Origin of the sequence: Arcobacter sp. LA11 (genome assembly GCF_001895145.1) — a bacterium.
Taxonomy (GTDB): Bacteria; Campylobacterota; Campylobacteria; order Campylobacterales; family Arcobacteraceae; genus Halarcobacter.
On sequence record NZ_BDIR01000001.1, the window covers coordinates 66,223 to 91,336 of the forward strand.

A 25,114-nucleotide genomic window follows, 5' to 3' on the forward strand; every position below is an offset into this window, starting at 1 on the left:
CTAGTTTCCTTTAAAGTTAGGAGTTCTTTTATTTAAAAATGCAGAAACACCTTCTTTATAATCATTAGAATGACCAGCAGCTCTTTGTAGATTTTTCTCTAATTCTAGTTGCTCTTCTAATGTGTTTTCAATAGATTCATTTAGGGCTTTTTTAATCAGACTTAATCCATATGTTGGAGCTGTTGAAAAGTGAACAGCTAACTTTTGTACTTCTTCATCAATAGTATCAAGTGGATAGACTTTTGAAATCAGTCCATACTCTTGTGCCGTTTGTGCTGAAAGTTTATCTCCTAACATACATAACTCTTTTGCTCTTGCCATTCCTACTAGTTGAGGAAGGAAAAAAGAGTTACCACTATCAGGTACCAATCCTATTTTACAAAAAGCTTGTATGAAAGAGGCTTTTTCATTTGCAATTACAAAATCACAAGCAAGTGCTATTCCCACACCAGCACCAGCAGCTACACCATTCACTTTACAAATAACTGGCATCTCTAATCCATAAATAGTTTTGATTAGAGGGTTATATTTTCTTTCAATTGATTCACCTAAGTCAAGTTTTGCATCACCATCGTTTACAGATCTGTCATTTAAATCTTGACCTGCGCAAAATGCTCTACCTTCTCCTGTAATAATCAATACTCTAATAGAACTATCTTTTTTTATATTTTTAAAAGCATCTTTTAACTCTGCATGCATTTCTTCATTTAGTGAGTTAAATACATCAGGTCTGTTAAATGTTAAAGTTGCGATACCTTCATTTACTTCATATTTAATTGTTTCGTATGACATTATTATTGTCCTTTAAAATTTGGTTTTCTTTTTTCTTTAAATGCACTAATTCCCTCTTTTTTATCTTCACTTGATAATATTCCTGAGAAAACTGTCTTTTCATATTTAAGAGATGTGCTTAATCCATTATCATATGATGCTAAAACAGCACTTTTAATTGCACTAATTGCTAATGGAGATTTTTTTGCAATCTTATTTGCAATTTCTAGTGCTCTAATCATTGTACTTTGCACAGGAACTACTTCTGAAACTAAGTTCATCTTTTGTGCAGTTTTAGCATCAATGAAATCTCCTGTTAAAAGCATTAACATGGCATTTGATTTACCCATTGCTTTTACTGTACGTTGTGTTCCCCCTGCTCCTGGCATGATTCCTAAGTTGATTTCAGGTTGACCAAATTGTGCATTATCTCCGCATATAATAATGTCACAATGCATAGCAAGTTCACACCCTCCACCTAAACAAAATCCATTTACTGCAGCGATAATAGGCTTTTTAAATTCTTTAATAGATTCCCAATAAGAAGTTCTAACATCATTTATTGATTCAACTGCACCTTTAACTTCTAGTTCATTAATATCTGCTCCCGCTGCAAATACTTTTTCTCCTCCAGTTAAAATAATACATTTAATTTCATCAGTGCTGTTTTGTAACACTTCATGAATTTCTTTTAATGTATTAGTTCTTAATGCATTGTAAACTTCACTTCTATTAAGTGTAATAATAAGTATATGTGAATCTTCAACATCTACTTTTATATCTTTAAAGCCCATTTTCTCCTCCAAATAATATATCTATTTCAAAAAAACTAAAAAAATTCTAACAAATGTAATATATATTAAAGCTTAAAAATAAATGCTATTTTTTTGCTATTTGCTATAAAATATACCAATTTTATGAGGATTAAGTGATTTGTTTAATATTCGCTTAATAAAAAATATATTAAGATTTTCAAAAATATATTACATAAAGGATTAAAATGAGTCTTTTTGAGAAACATAATGAAACATTGACAAGAGCATTGGAAGAAATCAAAAATAGAGGGTATTGGTCTCCTTATTTTGAAATTCCAAGTTCGAAGGTTTATGGTGAAGGGAAAAAGGAGGAGTCAATAAACTCTTTTAAAGGGCAACTAAATAATAGATATGAAATCAAAGGTTTAGATACAGATAAATATCTAGGGGCTGAAACTTCTCCATATGGTTTTGATTTAGGAATTACATACCCATCAATTCCAGCTGATACTTTAGTTGAAAATTCAAAGAAAGCTATGAATCAATGGAAAAAGATTAGCTTAGATGAAAGAGCTGGTATCTGTTTAGAAATTCTTGATAGAATCAATAAAAGATCATTTGAAATTGCAAATGCAGTTATGCATACAACAGGACAACCATATATGATGGCTTTTCAAGCAGGTGGACCTCATGCACAAGATAGAGGATTAGAAGCTTTAGCTTACGCATATAAGCAATTAGCAGATATTCCAACAGAATCTGTATTTACAAAACCTACAGGAAGAGATAATCCTCCAATTGTTGTAAATAAAAAATTAAGAGTTGCTCCACGAGGTATCTCTTTGATTATTACTTGTTCTACTTTCCCTACTTGGAACTCATATTCTGCTCTGTTTGCATCCTTAGTTACTGGAAATTCAATTATTTATAAACCGCATAGAAATGGTATCTTACCAATTGCACTTACTGTTGAAATTGCAAGGGAAGTATTAGAAGAAAATGGAGTTTGTCCAGATTTAGTATCTATGATTATAAGTGATGATAGAACAGAGACTCAAAATTTAGTTAAAAATAAAGCTGTAAAAATCATCGATTTTACAGGAAGTACTTCATTTGGTGATTGGTTAGAAGATAATGCCCCTCAAGCAAATGTATATACAGAAAAAGCTGGTGTGAATTGTTTAATTGTAGATAATTATGATAACTTAAAAGGTATGACTAGAAATATGTCTATGGCTCTTTCTTTATACTCTTCACAAATGTGTACAGCTCCACAAAATATCTTTATTCCAAAAGATGGTGTTGTTTCAAATGGTGAAAAAGTTTCATTTGATGAAGTTGCCTCTATGATTGCTGGAAGTGTTGAAAAACTTCTTTCTGTAGATGAAAGAGCAACTGAAATCCTAGGAGCTATTCAAAATAGTGAAATCTGTCAAAGGGTTGAAGAAGCTGGAAATATAGGTGAAGTTATTTTAGAATCAAAAGAGATTAAACATCCTATGTTTGAAAATGCTACAATTAAAACACCAGTAATAGTAAAAATTTCTGCAGAAGATAAAGATAAATATCATAATGAACATTTTGGGCCAGTGATTTTACTAATTGAAACAGAATCTAGAGAAGATACATTAGCCGTATGGCAAGAAACAATTGAACTTCATGGTGCAATTACAGCTGGTGTTTATACATCAGATGAAGAGTATTTAAAAAAAGTGGAAGATATTGCAATTGATGAAAAAGTAAACTTATCAGTTAATTTAACTGGTCATGTACTTATGAATCATTCAGCAGCATTTACAGACTTTCACGCAACAGGAGATAATAAGGCTGCAAATTGTGCATTGTCAAATGACAATTTTGTTTCTGGGCGTTATTCTGTTGTAACAATTAAAAGGGATGCATAGTGCAAATTTATGAACTTGATGGATTGGTGCCTGTAATTAGCCCCCAGGCATTTGTCCACGAAACAGCTGTTATTATAGGTGATGTTTTTATAGAAGAAGGTGTTTATATTGGACCAAATGCTTCTATAAGAGGTGACTTTGGAAGAATTATTATTAAAAAGAATGCAAATATCCAAGACTGTTGTGTTTGTCATTCTTTTCCAAACATAGATGTAATAGTTGAAGAAAACGGACATATTGGACATAGTGCTATTTTACATGGTTGTCATGTAAAATATAATGCTATGGTTGGTATGGGAGCTGTTGTAATGGATGAGGCGGTAATTGGTGAAAATGCAGTTATTGGTGCATCTTCATTAGTTCCATCTAAAATGGAAATTCCAGCAAATCATTTAGCTTTTGGGAATCCCGCAAAAGTAAGACGTGAACTTAAACCAGAAGAGATAAATTGGAAAAAAGATGGAAGCCAAGCTTATACAAACTTAGCATATAACTGTCTAGAAAATCTAAAAAAATGCGAACCTCTTAATAGTTCAAATGAACAAAGAGACTCTTTAAGATGTGATATGCACTATAAACCAAAACATAACTAGAAGCTTTTGCTTTTAGTTAGTTTTTCTTTTACTTAAAATAGCAATAGCAATACCTGTTAATATAATATCTGTTGAAATAAATAGTTTAAATGTAAGCTCTTCATTTAATAGTAATACACCTAAAAAAATTGCAATTGGAGGAACAATTAATTGGATTATTCCTGATGTTATGATTTGAATTTGAGGCAATATATGATACCAAATTGCATATCCTAAAGCAGAAGTAATTCCTCCTGAAATAAAAGCTAATATAATACCATTGAAACTAATATGTGTTTGAGATACAAAAAGAAGATAAAAGATACTTACGAAAACTAAGGATTTCAGAAAGTTATCTGCTGTATGTTGTAGGGCATTTGTTGTACCTTTCCCTAAAATGGTATATGCTCCCCATGCAAGTCCTGCAATAATCATTAAAAAAACATGGTAAAAAGATAGTGAAAATGACTGTTCGGGAAATAAAAGATAAGTAAGTCCTGCAAAAGCTATGAATATTCCTATACTCTTTTGTAAGGTTAAACTCTCTTTTTTCAATAAAGCAACTAAGATTATAAATAATTGTACTACAGCAAAAAGTATTAGTGCTCCTAATCCTGCATCTAAGTTTAAGTAAGAGTAAGAAAAAGCAATAGCATATAAAAAAAGCATGAATGAACTTATCCAGTTTTTTTTAAGAGTGATATCAAATCGTTTTTGTTTAAAATATAAAAGTATTAGTAAAATAATAGCTCCAGAAAGAAGTCTAATAAAAGTAAAACTAAACGCATCTATATAATTTTCAACTAAAGCTGCACGTGCAAGAATAGAACTAGTTGAAAAGAAAAAGAGTGTGATAATAATTAAGATAAATAGCTTATAGTTCATAAGCTATTATATCTTTAGTGTTTGAAAGTTGGATTATTTATAAAAAATTCTTCTACTTTATCTGTATGGGCATATATTTTTCCACTTCTTCTCATGTATGAATTTACTATGTGATATCCATGATTAAGAGCAGCAGCAATTGAACCACCTGTATTAAAGGCAATATCTCCTGCTACATACATACAGTCTATATTTGTTCTATAGTGTTCATCATAGATTGGTTTACCTTTTTCATCTGTTTTAATTCCTACTTTTTTAAGAAAGTCAACGGGTGCAGTTCCCCCAATAGCATAGATAACTCTATCATAAATAGTGTAATATCCATCATCAAAATTTACTTTTACTTTTCCATGTTCGTTTTCAACTGATTGTATATCTGTATTCATACGAAGTCGTAGCTTTTCTTGACCATTATATTGATATAAAATATCTTCATTTTCAGGGTTTAGTCTATTAAAATCCTCTCTTCTATAAACTAATGTTACAGTATTATTTTCATCCGCTAGTTCATAAGCATATTCAGCGGCACTATTTCCTCCACCTACTACTAAAACTTTTTCACCTTCAGAACATTTATCAAGGTTATAATTTACATACTCTTTGATTGAAGGTGGGATTTTATACGATGGTTTATTAGGTTTTCCCATTTTTCCAATAGTAATCACCACTGCTATTGCTTTAAAACTTTGTGTTGCAGTTGTAATTAAAAAACAATCTTCATCTTGACTTCTTACTATATTTTCAACTTCTGTATTAAAAGCAGTATCAATTTTTTCTTCATCTAAAAGTTGGTCAAAAAAGTCTAAAGTTGTCTCTTTTGTTCCATCCATAAAAGGTATGTTTCCTTCAATGTTTATTGTTTGACCTTTCCAATCTTTATCAACTCTTTTATTATCTTTATAAAATTTTCTAATAGTACTTGAGTGGTTGTCTGCTTTGTCTATTAGTAATATATTTTCAATACCATGAACAGCTGCTTCAATGGCAGTACCAATCCCTCCTGGTCCTCCACCAATAATTGCAATATCATAAATAGTTGTCATAAATTTCTCCCCAGAATATGTATTTAAGCTTGATATTATACTATAATATTCTCTTATAACCAAACTTACGTATAATATTCTCTTATATCATCTAGATACTATTTTCATGGAATATTAATACAACATTTGTAAGTTTGTTTTAGATAAAATGGCTATTTTAAGAAATAAATATAAAATTATTAAAAGGTAAATATATAATGAAATATGGTGAAAAAGAGATACTTGAATTTGATATAAACAAAGATGAGAATTTTTGGCCAAATGAGCATGATAAAACTTATATTATTGATATTGAACTTCCAGAGTTTATGGCAAAATGTCCAAGAAGTGGATATCCAGATTTTGCAACAATTAAAATACAATACTCTCCAAACAAATTAGTAGTTGAACTAAAAGCTTTAAAACTTTACATCAACTCATTTATGAACAGAGAAGTATCTCATGAAAATTCAATAAATGAAATTTTTGACGTTTTATACGCAAAACTAGAACCAAAATGGATGAAAGTTATTGGTGATTTTAAGCCACGTGGAAACGTTCATACAGTTATTGAAATAGATAGCGCAAAGATGTAAAGGTTTTCCTTGGAAAGATTAGTTACTACTGCACAGGCTGCTCAAATATTAGGACTATCCTTACAAGGTGTACATTATAGAATAAAACACAATCAACTAAAATCACTAAAAAAATCTGGTAAAACATATGTATATATTAGTGATCATGTTGAGACAAAAGAAGAACCAAGAGTAGAGATTCAAGAAAACCCAAATGAAACTCTAAGAGAAGTAATTGAAGTTAAAAATGAACAAATAGTACTTTTGAAAAAAAATATAAAATGGATGAAAAGGCAATATACTTCTGAAATCTCTAGATTAGAAAAAAACCAAAAAAGAATTATAGGGGTTTTTAACCGAGAAATAGAACTACTTCAAAGTGCATTTAATGAAATGCGTTCAGTTTATAAACAACCACAAATTGCTCAAGTTGAAACTGAAGAAAAATTTATCTCACTCCAAGAGTTTTCTTTATATTTAAAAAAGAACAACAAAAATGAAAAAGAGATAAAACTAATTATTTTAAAAGCTATTAAAACTAGAGATAGTAGATTTATTTATAATAAAAAAGATAAAAAACTTTTGATTTTAAATAGTGATTTTTCGGATTTGATTTAAAAAAGGGAGTGCTAAAAGCACTCTTCTCCAGATACCCAAACACACTAAAGATAGAGGTGCCTTGCTATGTTCCCATCCTGGGGCATTGTCTCTAAAAATAATTGTAAGGGTCTAAAGAAGAGCATAAAAAGTATCTAAATACTCTTTGTGCTCATCTTTGAGGGTTGTTATTATATCTTTTGGAAACTTAAACTTCTTATAAATGAATTCCTTGACATAAAACTTTAAAAGAGTATAATCCAATCTTAATTTCATAAAAAGAGTATAAAAATTGTCAAAAAATTTTAATTTAATAGGTCTATTTTCAATTATCTTTGCAATGTTTATTTGGGGTAGCTCATTTATTGCATTAAAATCAGCTATGGCTGACTTAGGTGAATTTACGGTTATATTTTTAAGAATGTTTATTGCTTCACTTTGTTTTGTATATTTTATAAAAGGCTTTTTAAAATATGACTTTACAAAAGATGATATTAAATATATTTTACTTTTAGCACTGTTTGAACCTTGTTTATATTTTATATTTGAAGCTAAGGCTTTAGTTTATACCTCTGCTTCTCAGGCAGGTATGATTACATCTTTAATGCCTCTAATAACAGCTATGAGTGCTGGATATTTTTTAAAAGAGATTATTTCACGACAATTAATTTTTGGTTCATTAATTGCTATGGTAGGTGCTGTTTGGCTAAGTGTGCAAGCTACAACAACTCTTAGTGCACCAAATCCGATGCTAGGGAACTTTTTAGAACTATGTGCGATGATATGTGGTGCTGGGTATACAATTGTCACAAGATATTTAGTTGAAAAATACTCAGCTCTTTTTATAACAGCAATTCAGGCGTTTATAGGAGCAATATTCTTTTTCCCTTTCTTTATATATGAATATTTTACAAAACCTATGACTTTTACAACTGAAGCTATGAGTTGGGTTGTTTATCTTGGAGTGGTGGTTACACTTGGGGGATATGGTTTGTATAATTTTGCATTGACAAAAATTGAGGCTTCAAAAGCTGCTATGTTTGTTAATTTAATTCCTATTTTTACATTGATTTTAGCTTTTTTAATACTTGGAGAAAAGCTTTCAATTCAAGAACTAATAGCAAGTTTAACAATTCTAAGTGGGGTAATTCTATCTCAAATTTCAGTTAAAAGATTTAAAAGAAAAAAAGCTTGATTTATATAACTCTTTTTTTCTCCGCTTTAATTTCTGCAACACTCTTTCCTTTGGGTAGTGAAGCTTTATTAATCTATGATATCAAACAAGGCTATAACTTATATTTACTACTTCTTTTTGCAACAACTGGAAATGTATTAGGTTCAGTTATTAACTATTATTTAGGCTTAAAAGGTGAAGAATATTTAGTTGAAAAAAACTATTTAAAAGAAGAAAAAATAAAAAAATACAAATCTTTTTTTGATAGATTTGGTGGCTTTGCCCTTTTGCTATCTTGGATGCCTATAGTAGGTGACCCAATAACTTTCATAGCAGGTATTTTAAAATATGATATTAAAAAGTTCCTATTTTTAGTAACTCTTGCAAAATTTGGAAGATATCTTATTTTAGCACTTCTAATAATCTAAGAAATAGTTGGTGCAAAAGCTTTTGTACTTACATTTACTTTTTGTCCAATTTTTAGTTTTTTAACTTCATCATTACTAATTACTACCTCAACAAGCTGTTGTCCAATAGAAATAATAGCAATATGAATAACATCAACTTTTACAATCTCTAAAAGCTCCCCTTCAAAGGAAAACTTTGCACTTCCTTGTGTTTTTAGTAAAACTTTTTTTGCTTTTCCATCATCTATTACTTTCCCTTGATTAAGAACTATTACTCTATTGCTTAATCTATATATTTCACTTGGATCATGACTTACCATGATAGTTGTTGTTCCAAACTCTTTATGAAGTGTTAGAATCTCATTTTGTAGTTTCGTTCTCATTTCTGGGTCAAGGGCTGAAAGTGGTTCATCCATAAGTAATAACTTTGGAGAATTCATCATTGCTCTACATAGACTTACTCGTTGTTTTTGTCCCCCACTAAGGGTATTTGGTAATCTTTTTTTAAGTTCACTTAAACCTGTAATATCTAAAAGGTGATTTGCTAAGTTTTTATCTTTTTTTACATATAAAAGGTTCTCTTCTACATTCATATTAGAAAAAAGTGCATAGTCTTGAAATACAAAACCAATCTCTCTTTTTTGAGGTGCTAATGATATTTTTTCATCAAGCCAAGTTTGCCCTTCAACTTCTATCTTTCCTTTTGCAGTTTCAAGTCCAGCTAAAATACGTAAAAGAGTAGTTTTCCCGCTACCACTAAGACCACTTAATGCAATAAAGTCACCTTTTTTTATTTGTATATTTACATCTAGGTTCATCTCTCCATTTGAACCATGCAAAGCTTTTTGTATATCAATATTAATCATTTTTACTCTTTGTTTCATCACAGTAGTTTTGAACAGGGCATTGTTCACAGTTTGGATTCCTAGGTAAACAAATAGTTTGTCCAAAACTAACTAGTGTAAAATTTAAACGGTTCCAAAACTCTTTAGGTACTTTTTTACATAAGGCTTTAAAGGTTTCTTTCTCACTCTTTGTATCAATAAACTTCCATAAGTTTGGCAAACGATGTACATGAGTATCTACAGCAATCGTAGGAATATCAAAAGCATTATTTAAAACAATATTAGCTGTTTTCTCACCTACACCTTTTAGACTTAATAACTCTTCTTTTGTATTGGGAACTTGACTATCAAATCGTTCAATCAGGTTTAAAGAGACTTCTCTTAATACTTGTGCCTTTTTACGATACATACCCGTAGGTCGTACAATTTGTTCTAATTTTTCTATTGGGATTTCAAGTAATTCTTTAGGACTTATTGCAGGATTAAAAAGGTTACCACATACTTGAGCAGTATTTTCATCTTTTGTTCTAAGACTTAAAAGTGTAGCCATAAGAATAGTATATGGATTTCTTTCAAAACTATTTTTTAAAATATTACTTGGACTGTTTGAAGGTATATTGTTTTGTAGTATTTCTAAAATATTTAAGAAGGTTTTTGTTGTCATAATTGTTTTCTTTCTCATCTTTATACTCCAAACTTCTTATTTAGTCTTCCATTTATTATATAAACACTAAGAAGGACTATGAAGCTTAGTATTATCATAATAGCACTATATATGTGAGCTGCTTGATAATCTAAAATTTCTACCATTTCATATATTGCAACTGAAGCTACTTTTGTTTCTCCTGGAATACTTCCTCCTACCATTAGAACAACTCCAAACTCTCCAACTGTATGGGCAAAGGTTACGATGATAGCTGTTAGAAGTGCTGGTTTTATATTTGGTAAGGCTACTTTTAAAACAGTTTCTATTTTTCCTTTTCCACTTAAAAAACTTGCTTCTAACATATTTTTATTTAGTGATTCAAAGCCACCTTGCAGAGGTTGAACCATAAAGGGAAGACTGTAAAAACAACTAGCTATTACAAGTGAAGTGAAGTTAAAAACAAGTTTTATATCAAATACTTCCTCAAAAAAGGCTCCTATTGGAGAGTTTGCTGATAGTGTAACTAAGATATAAAATCCAAGTACAGAAGGAGGCAGTACAATAGGAAGTGCAGTAAGAGCTTCTATGACTGGTTTTATTTTTGATTTGGTTTGTGATAAATACCAAGCTAGAGGAAGACTTAGTATAAATAAAATCAAAGTAGTAACTCCTGCTAGTTTAAAAGATAGTAAAAAAGGTTCAAAATCTAGAGCACTTAAAATATCAATCATCTAAAACCTTTGATATTGAAATTTCACTCGCTTTGATAAATGCAGTTACATTATCATTTTCTTTTAAGTCTAGTTTTTTAGCAGATTTTGATGTGATGATTGATTCAAAAGTTGTTCCTTTTGAGATTAGCTTTATAGAACATAAGAGTTTACCTATTTCTATTGATTGTATAGCACTTTCTATTTGGTTTGAATAGCTTATTTCTCCACTAAAGTTTTTAGCAATAGCTATTGTCGTTGGTTTTATTCCTAAAATTACTTTTTTACCAATTTGTACCTCATCTTTAAGTTCTAAACTCATCATAGTTAATGGCGTACCAAAAAAATCAAAACTTACTATATTTAAGCTATCTATTGTCTCTATCTCTTTTATTGTTGCTATTAGATTAGTCATTTACTATATATCCAAAATCTTTAAATATTTTTTTTGCTTTATTACTTAATATAAAATCATAAAAAGCTCTTACTTCTTTGTTATTCTTTGCTTTTTTTAGTATTACAATCCCTTGACTAATAGGAGTATAAAGCTTTGTATCAAGACTTATCCAGTTTATATCTTCTTTATATTTAGACATTTTAGGACTATAGAGTGAAGACTTAGCTATAAAACCTATATCAGCAGCCGTAACTGTATACGAAACAGTTTGAGAGATAGACTCGCCATAGATAAACTTCTTTTTAAGAGTTTTATATATATTTGCATTTTCTAAAGCTTGTTTTGTAGCTATTCCATATGGAGCTGTTTTAGGATTTGCAACAGCGATTCTTTTTATTGAGTCTTCTTTTAAAAGATTAAATCCTTTTGAGAAATCTCTTGGTTTAGAAGATAAAATTGCTAAACTTCCTTGTGCATATACAAGTGGTTTGGTAATAGTAATATTGTCTTTATATAAGCTATCTGGATATTTCATATTTGCTGACATAAACAGGTCATATGGTGCTCCATGTTTTATTTGTGCAGTTAGCTTTCCGCTACTTCCAAGTGTAACTCTTACTTTTGTATCTGGATTTGTTTTATTAAACTCTTTTATCAAATCATTTATTGCATAAGATACATTTGCTGCAACAGCTATATTTATTTTTTCGGCAAATAAAGAGCCTACTAAAAATAGAGTAATAAGTAATATCTTTCTAATCATTTATTGCCTTTATAATATGATTACATTGTATGCTTTAAATGAAGCATATACTTCATCGTCAACTTTTAATTCAAGTTTTTCACAACTTGATGAGGTGATCTTTGAATAAATAATATCATTTTCTCCGCAGTTTATAGTTATATTTGAGTTTATTTTATCATCATGTATAGATGTTACTTTGCCAAATATTCTATTTCTTGCACTATTATTTATTTGATTGTTTTTAGTAAGTATGATGTTATCAGTCTCTATTAAGAAGTTAATTTCATCTTCAACTTTAAAGTCTTTTTCTATTACAAATTTTTTATTTTCTATTGATGTAAGAATTTGTCCTGATTTTAATCTTATAGATATTTCATAGTTCTCATCAATATTTTTCATCATACAAATTGTTCCACAGAGTCTACTAAATGCTGGTTCTTGTGATGAGGTATCACTTATTTGCTCATTAAAAGAGTTTTCTAAAGTTTGGAAGTAGTTTTTATAAAGTTTTGATATTTCTTCATAGGCTTGTATTAATTCTTTTGCGTGTGAAGTTATAACTGTGCCACCTCCACCTTTTCCACCAGTTACTTTTGTAACTAAAGGTTTTTGTGATAGTTTATTCATAATATCCACACTATCCCATGCAGCTTTATAACTCATTTTCATGTGTTTAGCAGCTTTTGAAATAGAACCATATATTTGAATATTTTGTAAAAGTTCTACTCTTCCACGACCAATAAATCCACGATTGTCTTTTTTTATCCAGATGTTTCCATCTATATCAAATAAATTATTCATAAGCGTAATATATCAAAATATATAACGCTATGTCAATATTAATGAAGAGTAAGAAAAGAACTCTTCATTAAAAAATTTAGAAGTTTTTATTTTGTTTTAATACCTTCAAGTTCTATGTTCAATTTTACTATTTCTCCTACAACAAGTCCTCCTGCTTCTAATAACATGTTGTTTTTAATTCCATAATCAAATCTATTTAATTTTCCACTTAGTGCAAAACCTGCCCTTGTATTCCCCCAAGGGTCTTTAACAGAACCATAGTTTTCAAAATCAAGTTTTACATCTTTTGTAACATCTTTTATAGTAAGTTTTCCATAAGCATAATCTCCATCAATTTTATTTAGTTTAAATTTTATATCTGGAAACTTATTTGCTGCAAAGAAATCTGAATCTCTTAAGTGATTGTCTCTTTTTGTATTTTCCGTATTTATAGATTTTACTTGGATATTACCATTTAGAGATTTTAAAACTTTTGTTTTTTCATCATATTCAAATGAGCCAGAAAACTTATCAAATTTACCAGTTGTATTGGAAATCATCATATGTTTTACTTTAAAACCAACATTTGAATGACTCTCATCTACTTTGTATGTACCTGCAAATAATGCACCCGAAGCTAACAGTGAAGCTAGTCCTAATTTAATTAATTTCATATTAATCCTTTTATTAAATTTATCTTTCTAGAAAGATAATATTCAAAATCTTAGCATTCTTAAACTTAAATATATCTTTCTAGGAAGATATATTGAAAAAATATAATAAAAATTGTATACTACGATTATGGATGTAGAAAAATTAAAAGAAGGAATTATTTTTCATAAAAAGAATTCCCCAAAAACTTACAAAAAAGATATAGACCTAGGTGTTCCTATTTTTGTATTACACAAAAATATTATTAATGGAATAGATAGAATATTAAATAAAAAATATGAAATGACAAATATAGAACTAGATGTTTTATCATCATTAGTTTTAGGTGGAGGAGATGAATGTATATTGTCCCCTACTCAACTTTATGATAGACTTGTTTTTTCTTCAGGTGGTATGACTAAGGTTTTAAAAAAACTAGAGCTAAAAGAATTTATTACACGTGTTGAAAATAGTGAAGATAAAAGAAGTAAGCTTGTAAAACTTACATCAAAAGGTAGAGAAATTTGTGATAAAGCACTTAAAGAAGTTGTAACTTATGAGTGTCAGTATTTTGAATGTCTAGAAAAAGGTGAAAAAGAAAATCTAAAAAGTATTCTTTTTAAAGTTTTGGAAAATAATTAGAAATACTTTTGATAGAATATTCTTAATTAATAAAGGCTAAATTATGGATAAAGATAAAATAGTAAATGGATACTTATCTGCATTGGATATAGATAATAAAATTTCAAATATTGAAGATATAACTAAGTTAATAAAAGCTCATCTAAGAACTTTCCCTTTCTCAAGTATGAAAGTTTTACTAAAAGAAGATATTTCTTTGGAGTTAAAAGATATTTATGAAAATATTGTTGTTAGAAAAAGAGGTGGATATTGTTACGAACACAATAAGCTTTTTTATGAAGTTCTAAAAAATTTAGGTTTTGAGGTAGAGTATTATTTAGCAAGAGTTGTTAACAATACTGATAGTATAGTCCCTCAAACACATAGATTTACGGTTTTAAACTTTGAAGATAAACGATATCTAATTGATGTAGGAATAGGATTCCGTTCTCCTACTAGTCCTGTGAAGTTTGGAAAAGAAGTCTCTTCTTGTTTGTTAGGAACTTATTGTATAAAAGAGTTTGATGATAAAACTTTTGCAATGCAATTAATACAAAATGACAAGCCCTTTATTGTGACAAAGTTTGATTTGAATAAATGTTATGAAGTTGACTTTACTTTAGGACATTTTTATTCACATAAAAATCCAGAAGCAGTTTTTGTAAATAATTTAGTTGTTTCATTGATGGATAATGATGCGATATATTCTTTAGTTAATAAAAATTATTTAAAAATTTATAAAGATAAAACTGAAAAGATTGAAATTAATAGTCTTGAACAATTTCAAGAAATATTAGAACATGATTTAAACTCAAATTTTAATCTTGATGAAGTTGTATTTCTTTATGAGAAATATATAGAAGAATAGTTTTCAACTATTTTTCAACTCATTAATTCTATACTTCAATTATGAAAAAAGATAATGATGTACGATTAGAAAGAATATATGAAAAACAAGTTACAGTTTTTGGTAAACCATTACGTGTTAAACGATTGATATTAATCTCTTTAACTGGTTTACTACTTGGTGTTTTAGGTTATATGGAAATTTTTGCAATTGCTTGGTTAGTTGTCGCTTTTTTCTTTTTTTGTTTAGCAGTTTTTTCTTTTTTACTTTATTTTAAAACTATTTTATATTTTGGTGAGTATAGTATTGAGTCTTCACCTTCTGGAGATATATTTGTCACGAAACTTCATGGTCAATGTACTATTTGTTTAGGTGAGCTTAGAATAGTTAAGAATAAAAAAGGTACTTTTATTCAGTGCAAAGAAGATAAAAGTCATACTTGGGATGTTCACAAGAAATCTTAAGAATTAAATTCCTTGTAAATCTCTGGGTTTTTTGAAAATATTTTATATACTACTTTTTGAAATTCGAACTCTAAATAGTTTGCATGAAGCCAAAGTCTATGCGAATTTGTAGCTTTTATTCTATCTTCATTATTTAATGTTTTATTTAAGTATGCTTCTGCATTCATATCATCAACTCCATAAATTGGGTCTCCTAAAATTCTATGCCCTATAGAATTAAGATGAACTCTAATTTGATGTTGTCTTCCTGTAATTGGAATAAGTTCTAAAAGTGTAATATCTTTTTCTTCATTATATGAAATAGGTTTAACATGCGTTATTGAGTGTTTACCTTCATTATTTTCACAAGTGGCCATTCTAACACCGATGTTTTTACCCTCTTTTTTTAGATTTTTGTCTATTGTAATATCTTTTTCAATTTTTCCTTCTACTATTGCAAGATAAGATTTTTTATAATCTTTTGTCTCAAACATTCCGGCAAGTTCATTTGTTGCTTTTTCATGACGACCTACAAGAACTAGTCCAGATGTTTCAGCATCTATTCTATGTGCTTGGTTTGCTTTTTCTCCAAAGTGGTATCTTATCTCATCTAAAAGGGAATATTCTGTCTTTTTTGAGTTTGGATGAATTACTAAATTCGATGGCTTATCAAAGATTGCAAAATCTTTAAAAATGTGTAAAGGTTTTAACCCTCGTGTGTGTCCTTCAAATAATGCAATATAAACAGAGTCTTCTTTTATTGATTGGGATATCAAGTAAGAGTTGTGTTTGCTATCAAAGATTCTACCTCTACTTATTAGACGGTGCGCTATAGCGGGTTTGTAGCCTAAAGTTTTCAATAAAAATAGCTGAATTTTTTCGCCTTTAGGGGCATTAAATCTTTTTAATATAAATGGCAATATTATTTCCTAAAATTAAGTAAAAATTTAACAAAAATTAAACAAAATCTTTGTCTAAATTAGATACGATATCATACAAAAATAAAGAGAAATTCTTGATAAAAATCTAAGAATATTGATAATAAGGGATACACAGATGGTTGAAAGATATGCCAGAGAAGAAATGACACAACATTGGACTCAACATGCAAGATATGCAGCATGGCTTGAAGTTGAAAAAGCAGCTGTAAAAGCTTGGAATAAATTAGGTCTTATTCCTGACGATGATTGTGAAAAGATTGTTAAAAATGCTACATTTTCAGTTGAAAGAATCGAAGAGATTGAAGCTGTTACAAAGCATGATTTAATCGCTTTCAATACAAGTGTAAGTGAAAGTCTTGGAGAAGAATCAAGATGGTTCCATTATGGTATGACAAGCTCAGATGCCGTTGATACAGGTGTTGCACTTCAAATGAAAAATTCACTTGAAATTGTTATAAAAGATGTAAAAATGTTAATGGAATCTATTAAAAAAAGAGCCGAAGAACATAAAATGACTCTTATGGTAGGAAGAAGTCACGGTATCCATGGTGAACCTATTACATTTGGTCTTACATTAGCTGTTTGGTATGATGAAATGGCTAGACACTTATTAAATTTAGAACAAACTATGGATGTAATTGCAGTTGGTCAAATTTCTGGTGCTATGGGTAACTTTGCCCACGCTCCTCTTGAACTTGAAGAATTAGCAATGACTGAATTAGGTTTAAAACCTGAACCTTGTTCAAATCAAGTAGTTCATAGAGATAGATATGCAAGATTAGCAACTGCTTTAGCTTCAATGGCTTCATCAGTTGAAAAATTTGCAGTTCAAGTTAGACATTTACAAAGAACAGAAGTTTATGAAGCTGAAGAGTTTTTTGCAAAAGGACAAAAAGGTTCTTCTGCTATGCCTCATAAAAGAAATCCTATTTTAACTGAAAATATTACAGGACTTGCAAGAACTATTAGAGCATATGCAGCTCCAGCTATGGAAAATGTTGCATTATGGCACGAAAGAGATATCTCTCACTCTTCAAATGAAAGATTTTGGCTTCCAGATGCATTTATTACAACTGATTTTATGCTTCATAGAATGAACAATGTAATTGCAAACTTAACTGTTATGCCTGAAAATATGATTAAAAATTTAAACTTAACTGGTGGTTTAGTTTTCTCTCAGAGAGTTTTACTAGAATTGCCAAAAGCTGGTGTAAGTAGAGAAGATGCATATAAAATTGTACAAAGAAACGCAATGAAGGTATGGGAAGAGATTCAGCAAGGTAAACCAACAACAAATGAAAATGGTGAATCTTTATATCTTGGACACTTATTAGCAGATGATGAGTTAAGAAACTCATTAAGTGAAGAACAAATTAGAGAGTGTTTTAATTATGATTATTACACTAAAAATGTTGATGCTATTTTTAATAGAGTTTTCAACAAGTAAATAAAATAAATATAATATTAATCACAAGGCGACAAATATGGCGATAATGATTCAAAAAAGAAATGGTAGAAAAGAAGTTTTAGATATTACTAAAATCCAAAAGATGACTATTGAAGCAACTGCAGATTTAGATGGTGTATCTCAAAGTGAATTAGAACTAGATGCTCAAATAAAGTTTATTGATGGAATGGGTTCAGCAGATATCCAAGATGCTTTAATTAAAACAGCAGTTGAGAAAATAGATATTGATGTTCCAAATTGGACTTTTGCAGCTTCAAGACTATTTCTATTTGATCTTTATCACAGAGTTGGAAAAGTAACTCATGGTATTAAAGGTGAACCTTATTGTCACTTAAAAGAGTATTTAAAATATGGAAAAGATGCAGGTAGACTAATCCCTAACTTAGGTGAAGGTTATGATTTAGATGATTTAAATAGCCATATTGACCCTTCAAGAGATTATCTTTTTAATTACCTTGGAATCAAAACTTTATATGATAGATATTTAATTAAAAACAAAGATGGAGTTCCTATTGAACTTCCTCAGCAAATGTTCATGGCAATCGCTATGTTCTTAGCACAAGATGAAGATGATAAACAACAAAAAGCAAAAGATTTTTATGATGTAGTTTCAAAATTTGAAGTTATGTTAGCAACTCCAACTTTATCAAATGCAAGAACAAATAGACATCAACTTTCTTCTTGTTATATTGGTTCAACACCAGATAATATTGAAGGTATTTTTGATTCTTACCATGAAATGGCACTACTATCTAAATTTGGTGGTGGTATTGGTTGGGATTGGAACCAAGTAAGAGCTTTAGGTGGTGTTATTGATGACCATAAATCAGCTGCTGGTGGTACAGTACCATTCTTAAAAATTGCAAATGATGTTGCAATTGCAGTTGACCAACTAGGTACAAGAAAAGGTGCAATTGCAGTTTATGTTGAACCTTGGCATATGGATATAGTTGATTTCATCGACTTAAAGAAAAATTCTGGTGAAGAAAGAAGAAGAGCTCATGATTTATTCCCTTCTTTATGGATTACAGATATGTTTATGGAGAGAGTTTTAGAAGATTCTCACTGGACTTTATTTGACCCTTATGAAGTAAAAGATTTATCTGAACTTCATGGAGATGCATTTAGAGCAAAATATATTGAGTATGAAAATGACGAATCAATCACAAAAGATAGAATGAAAGCAAAAGATTTATGGAAAAAAATCTTAACTTCATATTTTGAATCTGGTTCTCCTTTTCTTTGTTTCAAAGATACTGCAAATAGAGCAAATCCAAACGGACACGTAGGACATATTAGATCTTCTAATCTTTGTACAGAGATTTTCCAAAATACAAATCCAAACCACTATAAAATCAAACTAGAGTTTATAGATGGAACAATTGAAACTTATGAAGAAGAAGATTTAATTGTTGTTGATGGTGGAATTGAAAAGAAAGCAAATAAAGTTTCTGCACTTGACTCAATCAATGGAAAAAGAGTATTTATTGTTGAAAAAGAGAAAATAGATGGTGATACTGCTGTATGTAATTTAGCATCAATTAACCTTTCAAGAATTAATACTAAAGAAGATATAGAAAGAGTTGTTCCAATCGCTGTTAGAATGTTAGATAACGTTATTGATTTAAATTTCTATCCTCTTAGAAAAGTAAAAGCTACAAACTTAAAATCAAGATCAATTGGTCTTGGTGTTATGGGTGAGGCTCAAATGGTAGCAGAGAGCAAGCTTGTTTGGGGAAGTAATGAGCACTTTAAAAAGATTGACTCTATTATGGAAGCAGTTTCATTTAATGCAATCAAGTCTTCATCTGAATTAGGAGCTGAAAAAGGTATCTATCCTACATTTGAAGGTTCTAATTGGTCAAAAGGTATTATGCCACATGATCATACTCCACAAGCTGTAAATGCACTTGTAGACAAAGATTTATTTGATGCAGGATATGATTGGGATGCGTTAAGAGAGCAAGTTAAAAAAGATGGTATGAGAAATGGTTATCTTATGGCAATTGCTCCTACTTCATCTATCTCTATTTTAGTTGGAACTACGCAAGCTATTGAACCAGTTTATAAAAGAAAATGGTTTGAAGAGAACTTATCAGGACTTATTCCTGTAGTTGTTCCAAAGCTATCTCCAGAGACTTGGGCTTACTATACTCCTGCATATGAAGTTAGTCAATTAGACTTAATCAAAGCAGCAGCAGTAAGACAAAAATGGATTGACCAAGGTCAGTCTACAAATATCTTTATGTCTTTAGATAAAGCAAGTGGTAAACACTTACATGAAATCTATACATTAGCTTGGAAGCTTGGATTAAAATCGACTTACTATTTAAGAAGTCAATCTCCAGAAGCTGCAAATGATGTAGAAGATAGAAGCATGGAATGTTCAGGTTGTCAATAAGATAATCTGGCATTTGTCAATGTAAAAAATTAAAAAATTGAATAAAATACGAAGAAAATAAAAAAGTTAAGGTAAAGCTTATGGCAAGAAAAACGATATATAACCCAGAATCAACTGAATCACTAAATGATAGAAGAATATTTGGTGGAAACCCAGATGGAATGATTAATTTCACAAGAATGAAATATCAATGGGCATTGAATCTTTGGGATACGATGGAAGGAAACACTTGGTTTCCTAAAGAAGTGCAAATGACAGGTGATGCAAAAGATTATAAGTTTTTAGCACCAGCTGAAAAAAGAATGTATGACCTAGTTTTATCTCAACTTATTTTTATGGATTCTTTACAAACAAATAACCTAATGGATAATATCAATCCATATATCACCGTTCCAGAAATCAATGCTTGTCTTTCAAGACAATCATATGAAGAAGCAAATCACTCAAAATCATACGCAGTTATGGTTGAATCTATTTCTGATAACACAGATGAAATCTATGATATGTGGAAAAATGATACTCAACTAAGAGAAAAAAACAACTATATTGCAGCTGTATATGATGACCTTGCTGGTGATATCACAGATGAGAAAATGGTACTTGCAATGTTTGCAAACCAAATTTTAGAAGGTCTTTACTTCTACGCAGGTTTTGCAGCTATGTATGCCTTAGGAAAATCAGGGAAAATGCTTGGTTCTTCACAAATGATTAGATTTATTCAAAGAGATGAAGTAACACATTTACTTCTGTTCCAAAATATGATTAACTCAACTAGAAAAGAGAGACCAGAACTATTTACTCCTGAGTTAGAGCAAACTGTAAGAGGAATGTTCAGAAAAGCAGTAGATTTAGAAGCTTCATGGGGAGCATATATCACTCAAGGTCAAATCCTAGGTTTCACAGATGCAATTATCAGACAATACATCGAATACCTAGCAGATAGAAGACTAGAAGCAGTTGGATACGCACCAGAATATAACGTAAAACATCCAATACCATGGGTAGATGGTTATGCAAGTTTCAATGACCAAAGAACAAACTTCTTCGAAGGGAATGTAGTAAATTATTCAAAAGGAAGCATCGACTTCGACGATTTCTAAAAAAAAGAAGATTTTCTAATATTTCTTTTTGCCAATCTCTGCGTTGGCAATCGTATTTTATGGACTCACCTACTTCCTGTAGGCTCCTCCATAAAATCCAATCACCGCCTTGACCTTAACAAAAATAAACATCATAAAATCTCTTTTTGGAGTTCACAATATGGAAAATACTTTAAGTAAAAATATTCTAATTGCTTGGGAAAATACAAAAAATAATTTGGAAACAAAAATTTCATCTGAAAAAACTCTAGTTTTTAGGTTCTCTATGGAATTATCTAAATTATATAATTGCAGAGATATATTTATTGACTTTGAATATCAAGCTTATACTGAGATAGAAACTAAAGATAAATATTTAGATTTATTAGTTTATGAATTGGCTAACAAAGAAAAAAAATATGCAATTGAATTTAAAGCTCCTACTAAATCAATAAAAGGGAATTCTAATCAAACTGAGACACGAGAGAAAATATATAAAGATATAGCAAGATTAAAATATTTAAAAAGTCATAAGAATTTCACTGCATGTATTTTTTTTATGATTACAGATGAAAAGCCTTATGTTAATAAAAGTGAAAATAGAGATAATACTTATGACACCTCTATGGGACATATTGGAAATTTGAATAAGTTTACTGAAAAATATGCAATAGAGAATTTTCAATTTACTTTTAATTGGGAAGAAAAGAATTTGTATTATTGGTTAAATCCGATTACTATTTGATTTAAATCCCAGCCCTTGTCAAAGCCGAAAGTTTTATAACTATTTTCGAAAAAGACCGAGAATGTCTGAGTAATAAAAGGTACTAAATATACCTTTTATTACGAGTTTCACAGGTCAGAAAATATTTCTAAAACTGTAGGGGACTTCAGCTTTGACAACTCGGCTTGTTGCTTTTTGCACTACTTTTTTCAACAAAAAAGTAGTAAAGCGAAGAACGCTAGTTCTTCAAGAGGGAAAAGTACATATAAAGAAAATATAATAATAAAACTTATACAATATACCTAAACTCATATAAGGAGTACTAAATGGTCTTCTCTTTTACAATTTTTCTAATCATAAATTTCATAGTCACATACAAACTTCTAAAAGATGAATATTATGAAAAAAGACAAAAAACAATCCAACTTTTTATAATATGGCTATTACCCATCTTGGGTGCAATTCTTGTATACCTATTTTTAAATAGAGAAAAAGATAAAAAGAATTCATATGGTGGAGGAATTGACCCTGGCTATTATGATTCAGGAAGTGGCACCTCTGGCGGTGGAGATTAGTAAATGCTAAATTATGATGATTTCAAACCTAAAAATATTTTTAAAAAAGATAGTAAAGGAAATAATATTTTCTTCTTTCTTTTTAGTGGTTATATAATAGAAGATGAAAGAAAAAAAGATAAGCTAATTGACTTAATGGGTTCTAGGTATTTTTATTTATCATTTAAACCTCCTATGTTATTAATTAGTATGTTAATTGGATTTAAAGTATTAGTTATAGCACATTTTATGTATGATTTATCTATGTTTTCTAGTGAAACATTATTTGTATATACGGGAATTTTCATATATTTATTTTTTCTTACTATTTATTTACTGAGAATTATTTTTACACTTAAAGGTTGTAGTAAAATAACAAAAGATGAAAAAGTTTGGATAGAAAAAAACTGATAAAATGAATATTTCTTTAAAAAAAGCTCTATTAAAAGTATATATAATAATTAAATCATAATATCTTAGCTAAACTACACTCTTCACATTGGAGCAAAAAATGAACACAGAAAAAGAATGCGAACAAATCTTCGATAGCCTAAGAAAAGTCCTCTTCTACGTAGGACATGGAAAATACAACGACTATATGACTTTAGAAGAAGTTCAAGCTATCAAAACCACACTAGAAAAAATTCTTGATATAGAAAAAGAATATGAACAAACTACAACTATAGAAGAAAAAGAACTTATCTATAAAAGATTAGAACCTTTCAAAACTTTTAGTATCAAAGATTTTATAGATTATAAAATAGAAACTATATAAAACTATTTTGATAAATTTGTGATAAACATATAAACTGACATAAAACTCCTACGAAAAAACAAAAAATAGATGTAATATATCTATAATAAGAATTATTTCAACTTTTCGGGAGAAGAAGATGAGCAATACTACAAGAACAGAAGAATCTAAAACACTAAGAAACTACACTATTTTTACTGTAATATTTTCAGCTACTATAGTAAGTGGATTTTTTTTGGTACTAGTTAAATAGTAAAAAAATTGATATTCTTTTTTCATTGTGATATCCTCAAAAAAGGATATCATCAATATGTAAATTAAGTGTTTAGTAAAAAACTATTCTAAAATAATAGGTAATACAGAAGCAACTAAAAGTATTGCCATTATAATATTTAATACTCTAACAATCTTTTCGTCTTTTACAAAACGTTTTAAGACAACTCCACCAGCTGTCCATGCATTAGTTGAAAAGATAGACGATAAAAGATAAATAAGAGCTATTATAACAACTTGTGTAAAACTTTCATCCTTTGATGTGACAAAGATAGATATGGCTGTTATGGCCATTATCCAAGCTTTTGGATTTACCCATTGAAATGCTGCACTTTGAATAAAAGTAAAAGGTTTACTCTCTTCACCTTCTTTTACTTCCAAGGTACTTTTATTTGTAGCAATTTTAAATGCCATCCAAAATAGATATAAAATTCCAACTACTTTTAAAATTGTAAATATCACAGGAAACTTTTCAAAAACAATTCCAAGTCCTAATCCAACAAGAAGAACCATAAAAGGGAAACCTAACATGATACCAAGCATATGAGGAATCGTTCTTTTATATCCAAAAGTTAGCCCAGAAGACAAAAGCATGATATTGTTTGGTCCTGGAGTTGATACAGTTGATAAGGTAAATGTTGCTATTGAAAGTAACATTGCTACAGTGTAAAACTCTTCCATTTATACTCCTTCATAGTTTTTTATAAATATTCTATTTCCATAAAGATTAACAATCAATGCAGAAATGATTATAAAAGAGGCAAGAATTTTTATAAAACCTATCTCTTCCCCAAAAATTAAATATGAACCTAATAATCCAAATATAGGTACAAGTAGAGCGGTTGGTGCAACACTTGAAGCAGGATATTTATGTAATAGACTATTCCATATCCAATATCCAAAAAGTGTAGTAGGATAGACTTGGAACACTATTGAAAATATGGCTATATTATCAAGGTTTTCAAAAAAGTCTGTAAATACAATATTTCCTTGTGTTATATATCCTAATATAAATAATGGAATAGGAGAAAATAAACTTGCCCATACCATAAATGAAAATACATTTTTTGTGCCTGCTTTTTTTATTATAATATTTGTAAAGCTCATAGATACAGCTGCAATAAGAACTAAGATTAGACCTATTATAGTAACAGAACCATCTGTTACAGTAATAATTAATGTTAATCCTAATAATGCAATCGCAAATGCAAGTTTTTTAGAAATATCTATTGTTTCATTTAACATTATACTTGCAAGGATTACTGTAAAAAATATACTCATTTGTAAAACAAGTGAAGCCATTCCAGCTGATATTCCAAAGTATATACCTAAAGAGACTATTCCCCAAAGTCCAACACCAAAGAGTAGACCATAACTGATAATATATTTTAAATGAACTTGTGGTCTTTTTATAAAAAAGACTAAGGGAATAGCACAAAATAAAAACCTAAGTCCAGAGAGTATAAAAGGGTCAAGGGAAGCTAGTCCTAGCTTAATTACAGAAAAATTTATGCCCCAAATGAAGGTAACCAAAACTGCTAAAATTAAATCATTTTTCTTCATTATACTACTC

30 protein-coding genes and 1 other RNA gene are annotated in these 25,114 nt (G+C 29.5%); 16 read left to right on the plus strand and 15 right to left on the minus strand.

The window, feature by feature from the left end; all coding sequences use genetic code 11:
• Both paaG and BT997_RS00335 read right to left on the minus strand, forming a co-directional pair.
• The gene (gene paaG, locus BT997_RS00330; protein ID WP_072679398.1) at positions 1-792 is read right to left on the minus strand and encodes a 2-(1,2-epoxy-1,2-dihydrophenyl)acetyl-CoA isomerase PaaG; all 792 of its coding nucleotides are present in this window, start codon (positions 790-792) and stop codon (positions 1-3) included.
• Positions 793-794: 2 nt separating this feature from the next.
• A complete protein-coding gene (locus BT997_RS00335; RefSeq protein ID WP_072679399.1) occupies positions 795-1,565 on the minus strand; it encodes an enoyl-CoA hydratase-related protein in 771 nt (256 codons plus the stop codon).
• 206 nt (positions 1,566-1,771) lie between these two features.
• Between BT997_RS00335 and paaN the strand changes: the two genes are divergently transcribed.
• Both paaN and BT997_RS00345 read left to right on the plus strand, forming a co-directional pair.
• Entirely contained in the window at positions 1,772-3,430 is a 1,659-nt protein-coding gene (gene paaN, locus BT997_RS00340) for a phenylacetic acid degradation protein PaaN (protein ID WP_072679400.1), read from the plus strand.
• Positions 3,430-4,023 (plus strand): phenylacetic acid degradation protein PaaY, encoded by a 594-nt coding sequence (locus tag BT997_RS00345; RefSeq protein WP_072679401.1) that lies wholly within the window; start codon positions 3,430-3,432, stop codon positions 4,021-4,023. The genes paaN and BT997_RS00345 overlap by 1 nt, the downstream gene beginning before the upstream one ends.
• A gap of 12 nt (positions 4,024-4,035) precedes the next feature.
• Here the strand turns inward: BT997_RS00345 and BT997_RS00350 are convergent, their stop codons facing one another.
• Both BT997_RS00350 and BT997_RS00355 read right to left on the minus strand, forming a co-directional pair.
• A complete protein-coding gene (locus tag BT997_RS00350) occupies positions 4,036-4,887 on the minus strand; it encodes a DMT family transporter (protein ID WP_083568339.1) in 852 nt (283 codons plus the stop codon).
• Positions 4,888-4,901: 14 nt separating this feature from the next.
• Complete coding sequence (locus BT997_RS00355) at positions 4,902-5,930, minus strand: NAD(P)-binding domain-containing protein (RefSeq protein ID WP_072679402.1); 1,029 nt, start codon at positions 5,928-5,930, stop codon at positions 4,902-4,904.
• A 197-nt stretch (positions 5,931-6,127) separates the two neighbouring features.
• Here BT997_RS00355 and queF point away from each other — a divergent pair, with 197 nt between their 5' ends.
• Together queF and BT997_RS00365 are read left to right on the plus strand one after the other, a co-directional pair.
• Entirely contained in the window at positions 6,128-6,505 is a 378-nt protein-coding gene (queF, locus tag BT997_RS00360) for a preQ(1) synthase (protein ID WP_072679403.1), read from the plus strand.
• A gap of 9 nt (positions 6,506-6,514) precedes the next feature.
• Positions 6,515-7,102, plus strand: coding sequence for a DNA-binding protein (locus tag BT997_RS00365; protein WP_072679404.1), 588 nt, complete (start codon positions 6,515-6,517; stop codon positions 7,100-7,102).
• Between the two features lie 21 nt (positions 7,103-7,123).
• Here the strand turns inward: BT997_RS00365 and ffs are convergent.
• An RNA gene (gene ffs, locus BT997_RS00370) (signal recognition particle sRNA small type) lies at positions 7,124-7,220 on the minus strand.
• Positions 7,221-7,373: 153 nt separating this feature from the next.
• On the opposite strand from ffs, the gene BT997_RS00375 reads away from it, so the two are divergent.
• Positions 7,374-8,276 carry a DMT family transporter gene (locus BT997_RS00375; RefSeq protein WP_072679405.1) on the plus strand — a complete coding sequence of 301 codons (903 nt, stop codon included), beginning with the start codon at positions 7,374-7,376 and terminating at the stop codon, positions 8,274-8,276.
• Positions 8,273-8,683, plus strand: coding sequence for a YqaA family protein (locus tag BT997_RS00380; protein WP_072679406.1), 411 nt, complete (start codon positions 8,273-8,275; stop codon positions 8,681-8,683). Before BT997_RS00375 ends, BT997_RS00380 begins: the two co-directional genes overlap by 4 nt.
• Here BT997_RS00380 and BT997_RS00385 read toward each other — a convergent pair.
• The 7 genes from BT997_RS00385 to BT997_RS00415 all read right to left on the minus strand — a co-directional run bounded on the left by BT997_RS00385 (position 8,680) and on the right by BT997_RS00415 (position 13,459).
• Positions 8,680-9,528 carry an ABC transporter ATP-binding protein gene (locus tag BT997_RS00385; protein ID WP_072679407.1) on the minus strand — a complete coding sequence of 283 codons (849 nt, stop codon included), beginning with the start codon at positions 9,526-9,528 and terminating at the stop codon, positions 8,680-8,682. The two genes, BT997_RS00380 and BT997_RS00385, sit on opposite strands and share 4 nt — an antisense overlap.
• Complete coding sequence (nth, locus tag BT997_RS00390; protein WP_083568383.1) at positions 9,521-10,189, minus strand: endonuclease III; 669 nt, start codon at positions 10,187-10,189, stop codon at positions 9,521-9,523. The genes BT997_RS00385 and nth overlap by 8 nt, the downstream gene beginning before the upstream one ends.
• Before the next feature lie 2 nt (positions 10,190-10,191).
• Entirely contained in the window at positions 10,192-10,884 is a 693-nt protein-coding gene (gene modB, locus BT997_RS00395) for a molybdate ABC transporter permease subunit (protein WP_072679408.1), read from the minus strand.
• Positions 10,877-11,278, minus strand: coding sequence for a molybdopterin-binding protein (locus BT997_RS00400; protein WP_072679409.1), 402 nt, complete (start codon positions 11,276-11,278; stop codon positions 10,877-10,879). The genes modB and BT997_RS00400 overlap by 8 nt, the downstream gene beginning before the upstream one ends.
• On the minus strand, positions 11,271-12,023 hold the full coding sequence (modA, locus tag BT997_RS00405; RefSeq protein ID WP_375537746.1) for a molybdate ABC transporter substrate-binding protein: 753 nt from the start codon (positions 12,021-12,023) through the stop codon (positions 11,271-11,273). Before modA ends, BT997_RS00400 begins: the two co-directional genes overlap by 8 nt.
• A 9-nt stretch (positions 12,024-12,032) precedes the next feature.
• Positions 12,033-12,806 (minus strand): TOBE domain-containing protein, encoded by a 774-nt coding sequence (locus BT997_RS00410; RefSeq protein WP_072679410.1) that lies wholly within the window; start codon positions 12,804-12,806, stop codon positions 12,033-12,035.
• Between the two features lie 86 nt (positions 12,807-12,892).
• The gene (locus tag BT997_RS00415; RefSeq protein ID WP_072679411.1) at positions 12,893-13,459 is read right to left on the minus strand and encodes a YceI family protein; all 567 of its coding nucleotides are present in this window, start codon (positions 13,457-13,459) and stop codon (positions 12,893-12,895) included.
• A 127-nt stretch (positions 13,460-13,586) separates the two neighbouring features.
• Between BT997_RS00415 and BT997_RS00420 the strand changes: the two genes are divergently transcribed.
• From BT997_RS00420 to BT997_RS00430, 3 genes are read left to right on the plus strand one after another with little or no spacing between them, the layout of a single operon-like run.
• Positions 13,587-14,078, plus strand: a complete 492-nt coding sequence (locus BT997_RS00420; protein ID WP_083568385.1) for a MarR family winged helix-turn-helix transcriptional regulator — start codon at positions 13,587-13,589, stop codon at positions 14,076-14,078.
• A gap of 43 nt (positions 14,079-14,121) precedes the next feature.
• Positions 14,122-14,925, plus strand: a complete 804-nt coding sequence (locus tag BT997_RS00425; RefSeq protein ID WP_072679412.1) for an arylamine N-acetyltransferase — start codon at positions 14,122-14,124, stop codon at positions 14,923-14,925.
• Between the two features lie 41 nt (positions 14,926-14,966).
• Positions 14,967-15,368: a hypothetical protein gene (locus BT997_RS00430; RefSeq protein ID WP_072679413.1), complete on the plus strand. Its 402-nt coding sequence runs from the start codon at positions 14,967-14,969 to the stop codon at positions 15,366-15,368.
• Here the strand turns inward: BT997_RS00430 and BT997_RS00435 are convergent.
• A complete protein-coding gene (locus BT997_RS00435) occupies positions 15,365-16,267 on the minus strand; it encodes an RluA family pseudouridine synthase (RefSeq protein WP_072679414.1) in 903 nt (300 codons plus the stop codon). The genes BT997_RS00430 and BT997_RS00435 overlap by 4 nt on opposite strands.
• A 136-nt stretch (positions 16,268-16,403) precedes the next feature.
• Here BT997_RS00435 and purB point away from each other — a divergent pair, with 136 nt between their 5' ends.
• From purB to BT997_RS15390, 7 genes are all read left to right on the plus strand, one after another.
• Positions 16,404-17,735: an adenylosuccinate lyase gene (gene purB, locus BT997_RS00440; protein WP_072679415.1), complete on the plus strand. Its 1,332-nt coding sequence runs from the start codon at positions 16,404-16,406 to the stop codon at positions 17,733-17,735.
• Between the two features lie 37 nt (positions 17,736-17,772).
• Entirely contained in the window at positions 17,773-20,157 is a 2,385-nt protein-coding gene (locus BT997_RS00445; RefSeq protein ID WP_072679416.1) for a ribonucleoside-diphosphate reductase subunit alpha, read from the plus strand.
• 80 nt (positions 20,158-20,237) lie between these two features.
• On the plus strand, positions 20,238-21,257 hold the full coding sequence (locus BT997_RS00450) for a ribonucleotide-diphosphate reductase subunit beta (RefSeq protein WP_072679417.1): 1,020 nt from the start codon (positions 20,238-20,240) through the stop codon (positions 21,255-21,257).
• A gap of 160 nt (positions 21,258-21,417) precedes the next feature.
• Positions 21,418-21,981: a hypothetical protein gene (locus tag BT997_RS00455; RefSeq protein ID WP_072679418.1), complete on the plus strand. Its 564-nt coding sequence runs from the start codon at positions 21,418-21,420 to the stop codon at positions 21,979-21,981.
• A 305-nt stretch (positions 21,982-22,286) separates the two neighbouring features.
• Positions 22,287-22,535, plus strand: coding sequence for a hypothetical protein (locus BT997_RS00460; RefSeq protein WP_072679419.1), 249 nt, complete (start codon positions 22,287-22,289; stop codon positions 22,533-22,535).
• 3 nt (positions 22,536-22,538) lie between these two features.
• Positions 22,539-22,925, plus strand: coding sequence for a hypothetical protein (locus BT997_RS00465; protein WP_072679420.1), 387 nt, complete (start codon positions 22,539-22,541; stop codon positions 22,923-22,925).
• A gap of 100 nt (positions 22,926-23,025) precedes the next feature.
• Positions 23,026-23,289, plus strand: a complete 264-nt coding sequence (locus BT997_RS15390) for a hypothetical protein (RefSeq protein ID WP_143145136.1) — start codon at positions 23,026-23,028, stop codon at positions 23,287-23,289.
• A 315-nt stretch (positions 23,290-23,604) separates the two neighbouring features.
• Here BT997_RS15390 and BT997_RS00470 read toward each other — a convergent pair whose 3' ends face one another.
• Together BT997_RS00470 and BT997_RS00475 are read right to left on the minus strand one after the other, a co-directional pair.
• Positions 23,605-24,222: a LysE family translocator gene (locus tag BT997_RS00470; protein ID WP_072679421.1), complete on the minus strand. Its 618-nt coding sequence runs from the start codon at positions 24,220-24,222 to the stop codon at positions 23,605-23,607.
• A complete protein-coding gene (locus BT997_RS00475; protein WP_072679422.1) occupies positions 24,223-25,104 on the minus strand; it encodes an EamA family transporter in 882 nt (293 codons plus the stop codon).
• Positions 25,105-25,114: the final 10 nt, after the last annotated feature.

Bases quoted from the DNA above. Each gene is read 5' to 3' on its own strand.
- paaG (WP_072679398.1), bottom strand. From the start codon at position 792: ATGTCATACGAAACAATTAAATATGAAGTAAATGAAGGTATCGCAACT.
- BT997_RS00335 (WP_072679399.1), bottom strand. From the start codon at position 1,565: ATGGGCTTTAAAGATATAAAAGTAGATGTTGAAGATTCACATATACTT.
- paaN (WP_072679400.1), top strand. From the start codon at position 1,772: ATGAGTCTTTTTGAGAAACATAATGAAACATTGACAAGAGCATTGGAA.
- BT997_RS00350 (WP_083568339.1), bottom strand. From the start codon at position 4,887: ATGAACTATAAGCTATTTATCTTAATTATTATCACACTCTTTTTCTTT.
- BT997_RS00355 (WP_072679402.1), bottom strand. From the start codon at position 5,930: ATGACAACTATTTATGATATTGCAATTATTGGTGGAGGACCAGGAGGG.
- queF (WP_072679403.1), top strand. From the start codon at position 6,128: ATGAAATATGGTGAAAAAGAGATACTTGAATTTGATATAAACAAAGAT.
- BT997_RS00385 (WP_072679407.1), bottom strand. From the start codon at position 9,528: ATGATTAATATTGATATACAAAAAGCTTTGCATGGTTCAAATGGAGAG.
- nth (WP_083568383.1), bottom strand. From the start codon at position 10,189: ATGAGAAAGAAAACAATTATGACAACAAAAACCTTCTTAAATATTTTA.
- modB (WP_072679408.1), bottom strand. From the start codon at position 10,884: ATGATTGATATTTTAAGTGCTCTAGATTTTGAACCTTTTTTACTATCT.
- BT997_RS00400 (WP_072679409.1), bottom strand. From the start codon at position 11,278: ATGACTAATCTAATAGCAACAATAAAAGAGATAGAGACAATAGATAGC.
- modA (WP_375537746.1), bottom strand. From the start codon at position 12,023: ATGATTAGAAAGATATTACTTATTACTCTATTTTTAGTAGGCTCTTTA.
- BT997_RS00410 (WP_072679410.1), bottom strand. From the start codon at position 12,806: ATGAATAATTTATTTGATATAGATGGAAACATCTGGATAAAAAAAGAC.
- BT997_RS00415 (WP_072679411.1), bottom strand. From the start codon at position 13,459: ATGAAATTAATTAAATTAGGACTAGCTTCACTGTTAGCTTCGGGTGCA.
- BT997_RS00420 (WP_083568385.1), top strand. From the start codon at position 13,587: ATGGATGTAGAAAAATTAAAAGAAGGAATTATTTTTCATAAAAAGAAT.
- BT997_RS00425 (WP_072679412.1), top strand. From the start codon at position 14,122: ATGGATAAAGATAAAATAGTAAATGGATACTTATCTGCATTGGATATA.
- BT997_RS00430 (WP_072679413.1), top strand. From the start codon at position 14,967: ATGAAAAAAGATAATGATGTACGATTAGAAAGAATATATGAAAAACAA.
- purB (WP_072679415.1), top strand. From the start codon at position 16,404: ATGGTTGAAAGATATGCCAGAGAAGAAATGACACAACATTGGACTCAA.
- BT997_RS00445 (WP_072679416.1), top strand. From the start codon at position 17,773: ATGGCGATAATGATTCAAAAAAGAAATGGTAGAAAAGAAGTTTTAGAT.
- BT997_RS00450 (WP_072679417.1), top strand. From the start codon at position 20,238: ATGGCAAGAAAAACGATATATAACCCAGAATCAACTGAATCACTAAAT.
- BT997_RS00455 (WP_072679418.1), top strand. From the start codon at position 21,418: ATGGAAAATACTTTAAGTAAAAATATTCTAATTGCTTGGGAAAATACA.
- BT997_RS00460 (WP_072679419.1), top strand. From the start codon at position 22,287: ATGGTCTTCTCTTTTACAATTTTTCTAATCATAAATTTCATAGTCACA.
- BT997_RS00465 (WP_072679420.1), top strand. From the start codon at position 22,539: ATGCTAAATTATGATGATTTCAAACCTAAAAATATTTTTAAAAAAGAT.
- BT997_RS15390 (WP_143145136.1), top strand. From the start codon at position 23,026: ATGAACACAGAAAAAGAATGCGAACAAATCTTCGATAGCCTAAGAAAA.
- BT997_RS00470 (WP_072679421.1), bottom strand. From the start codon at position 24,222: ATGGAAGAGTTTTACACTGTAGCAATGTTACTTTCAATAGCAACATTT.
- BT997_RS00475 (WP_072679422.1), bottom strand. From the start codon at position 25,104: ATGAAGAAAAATGATTTAATTTTAGCAGTTTTGGTTACCTTCATTTGG.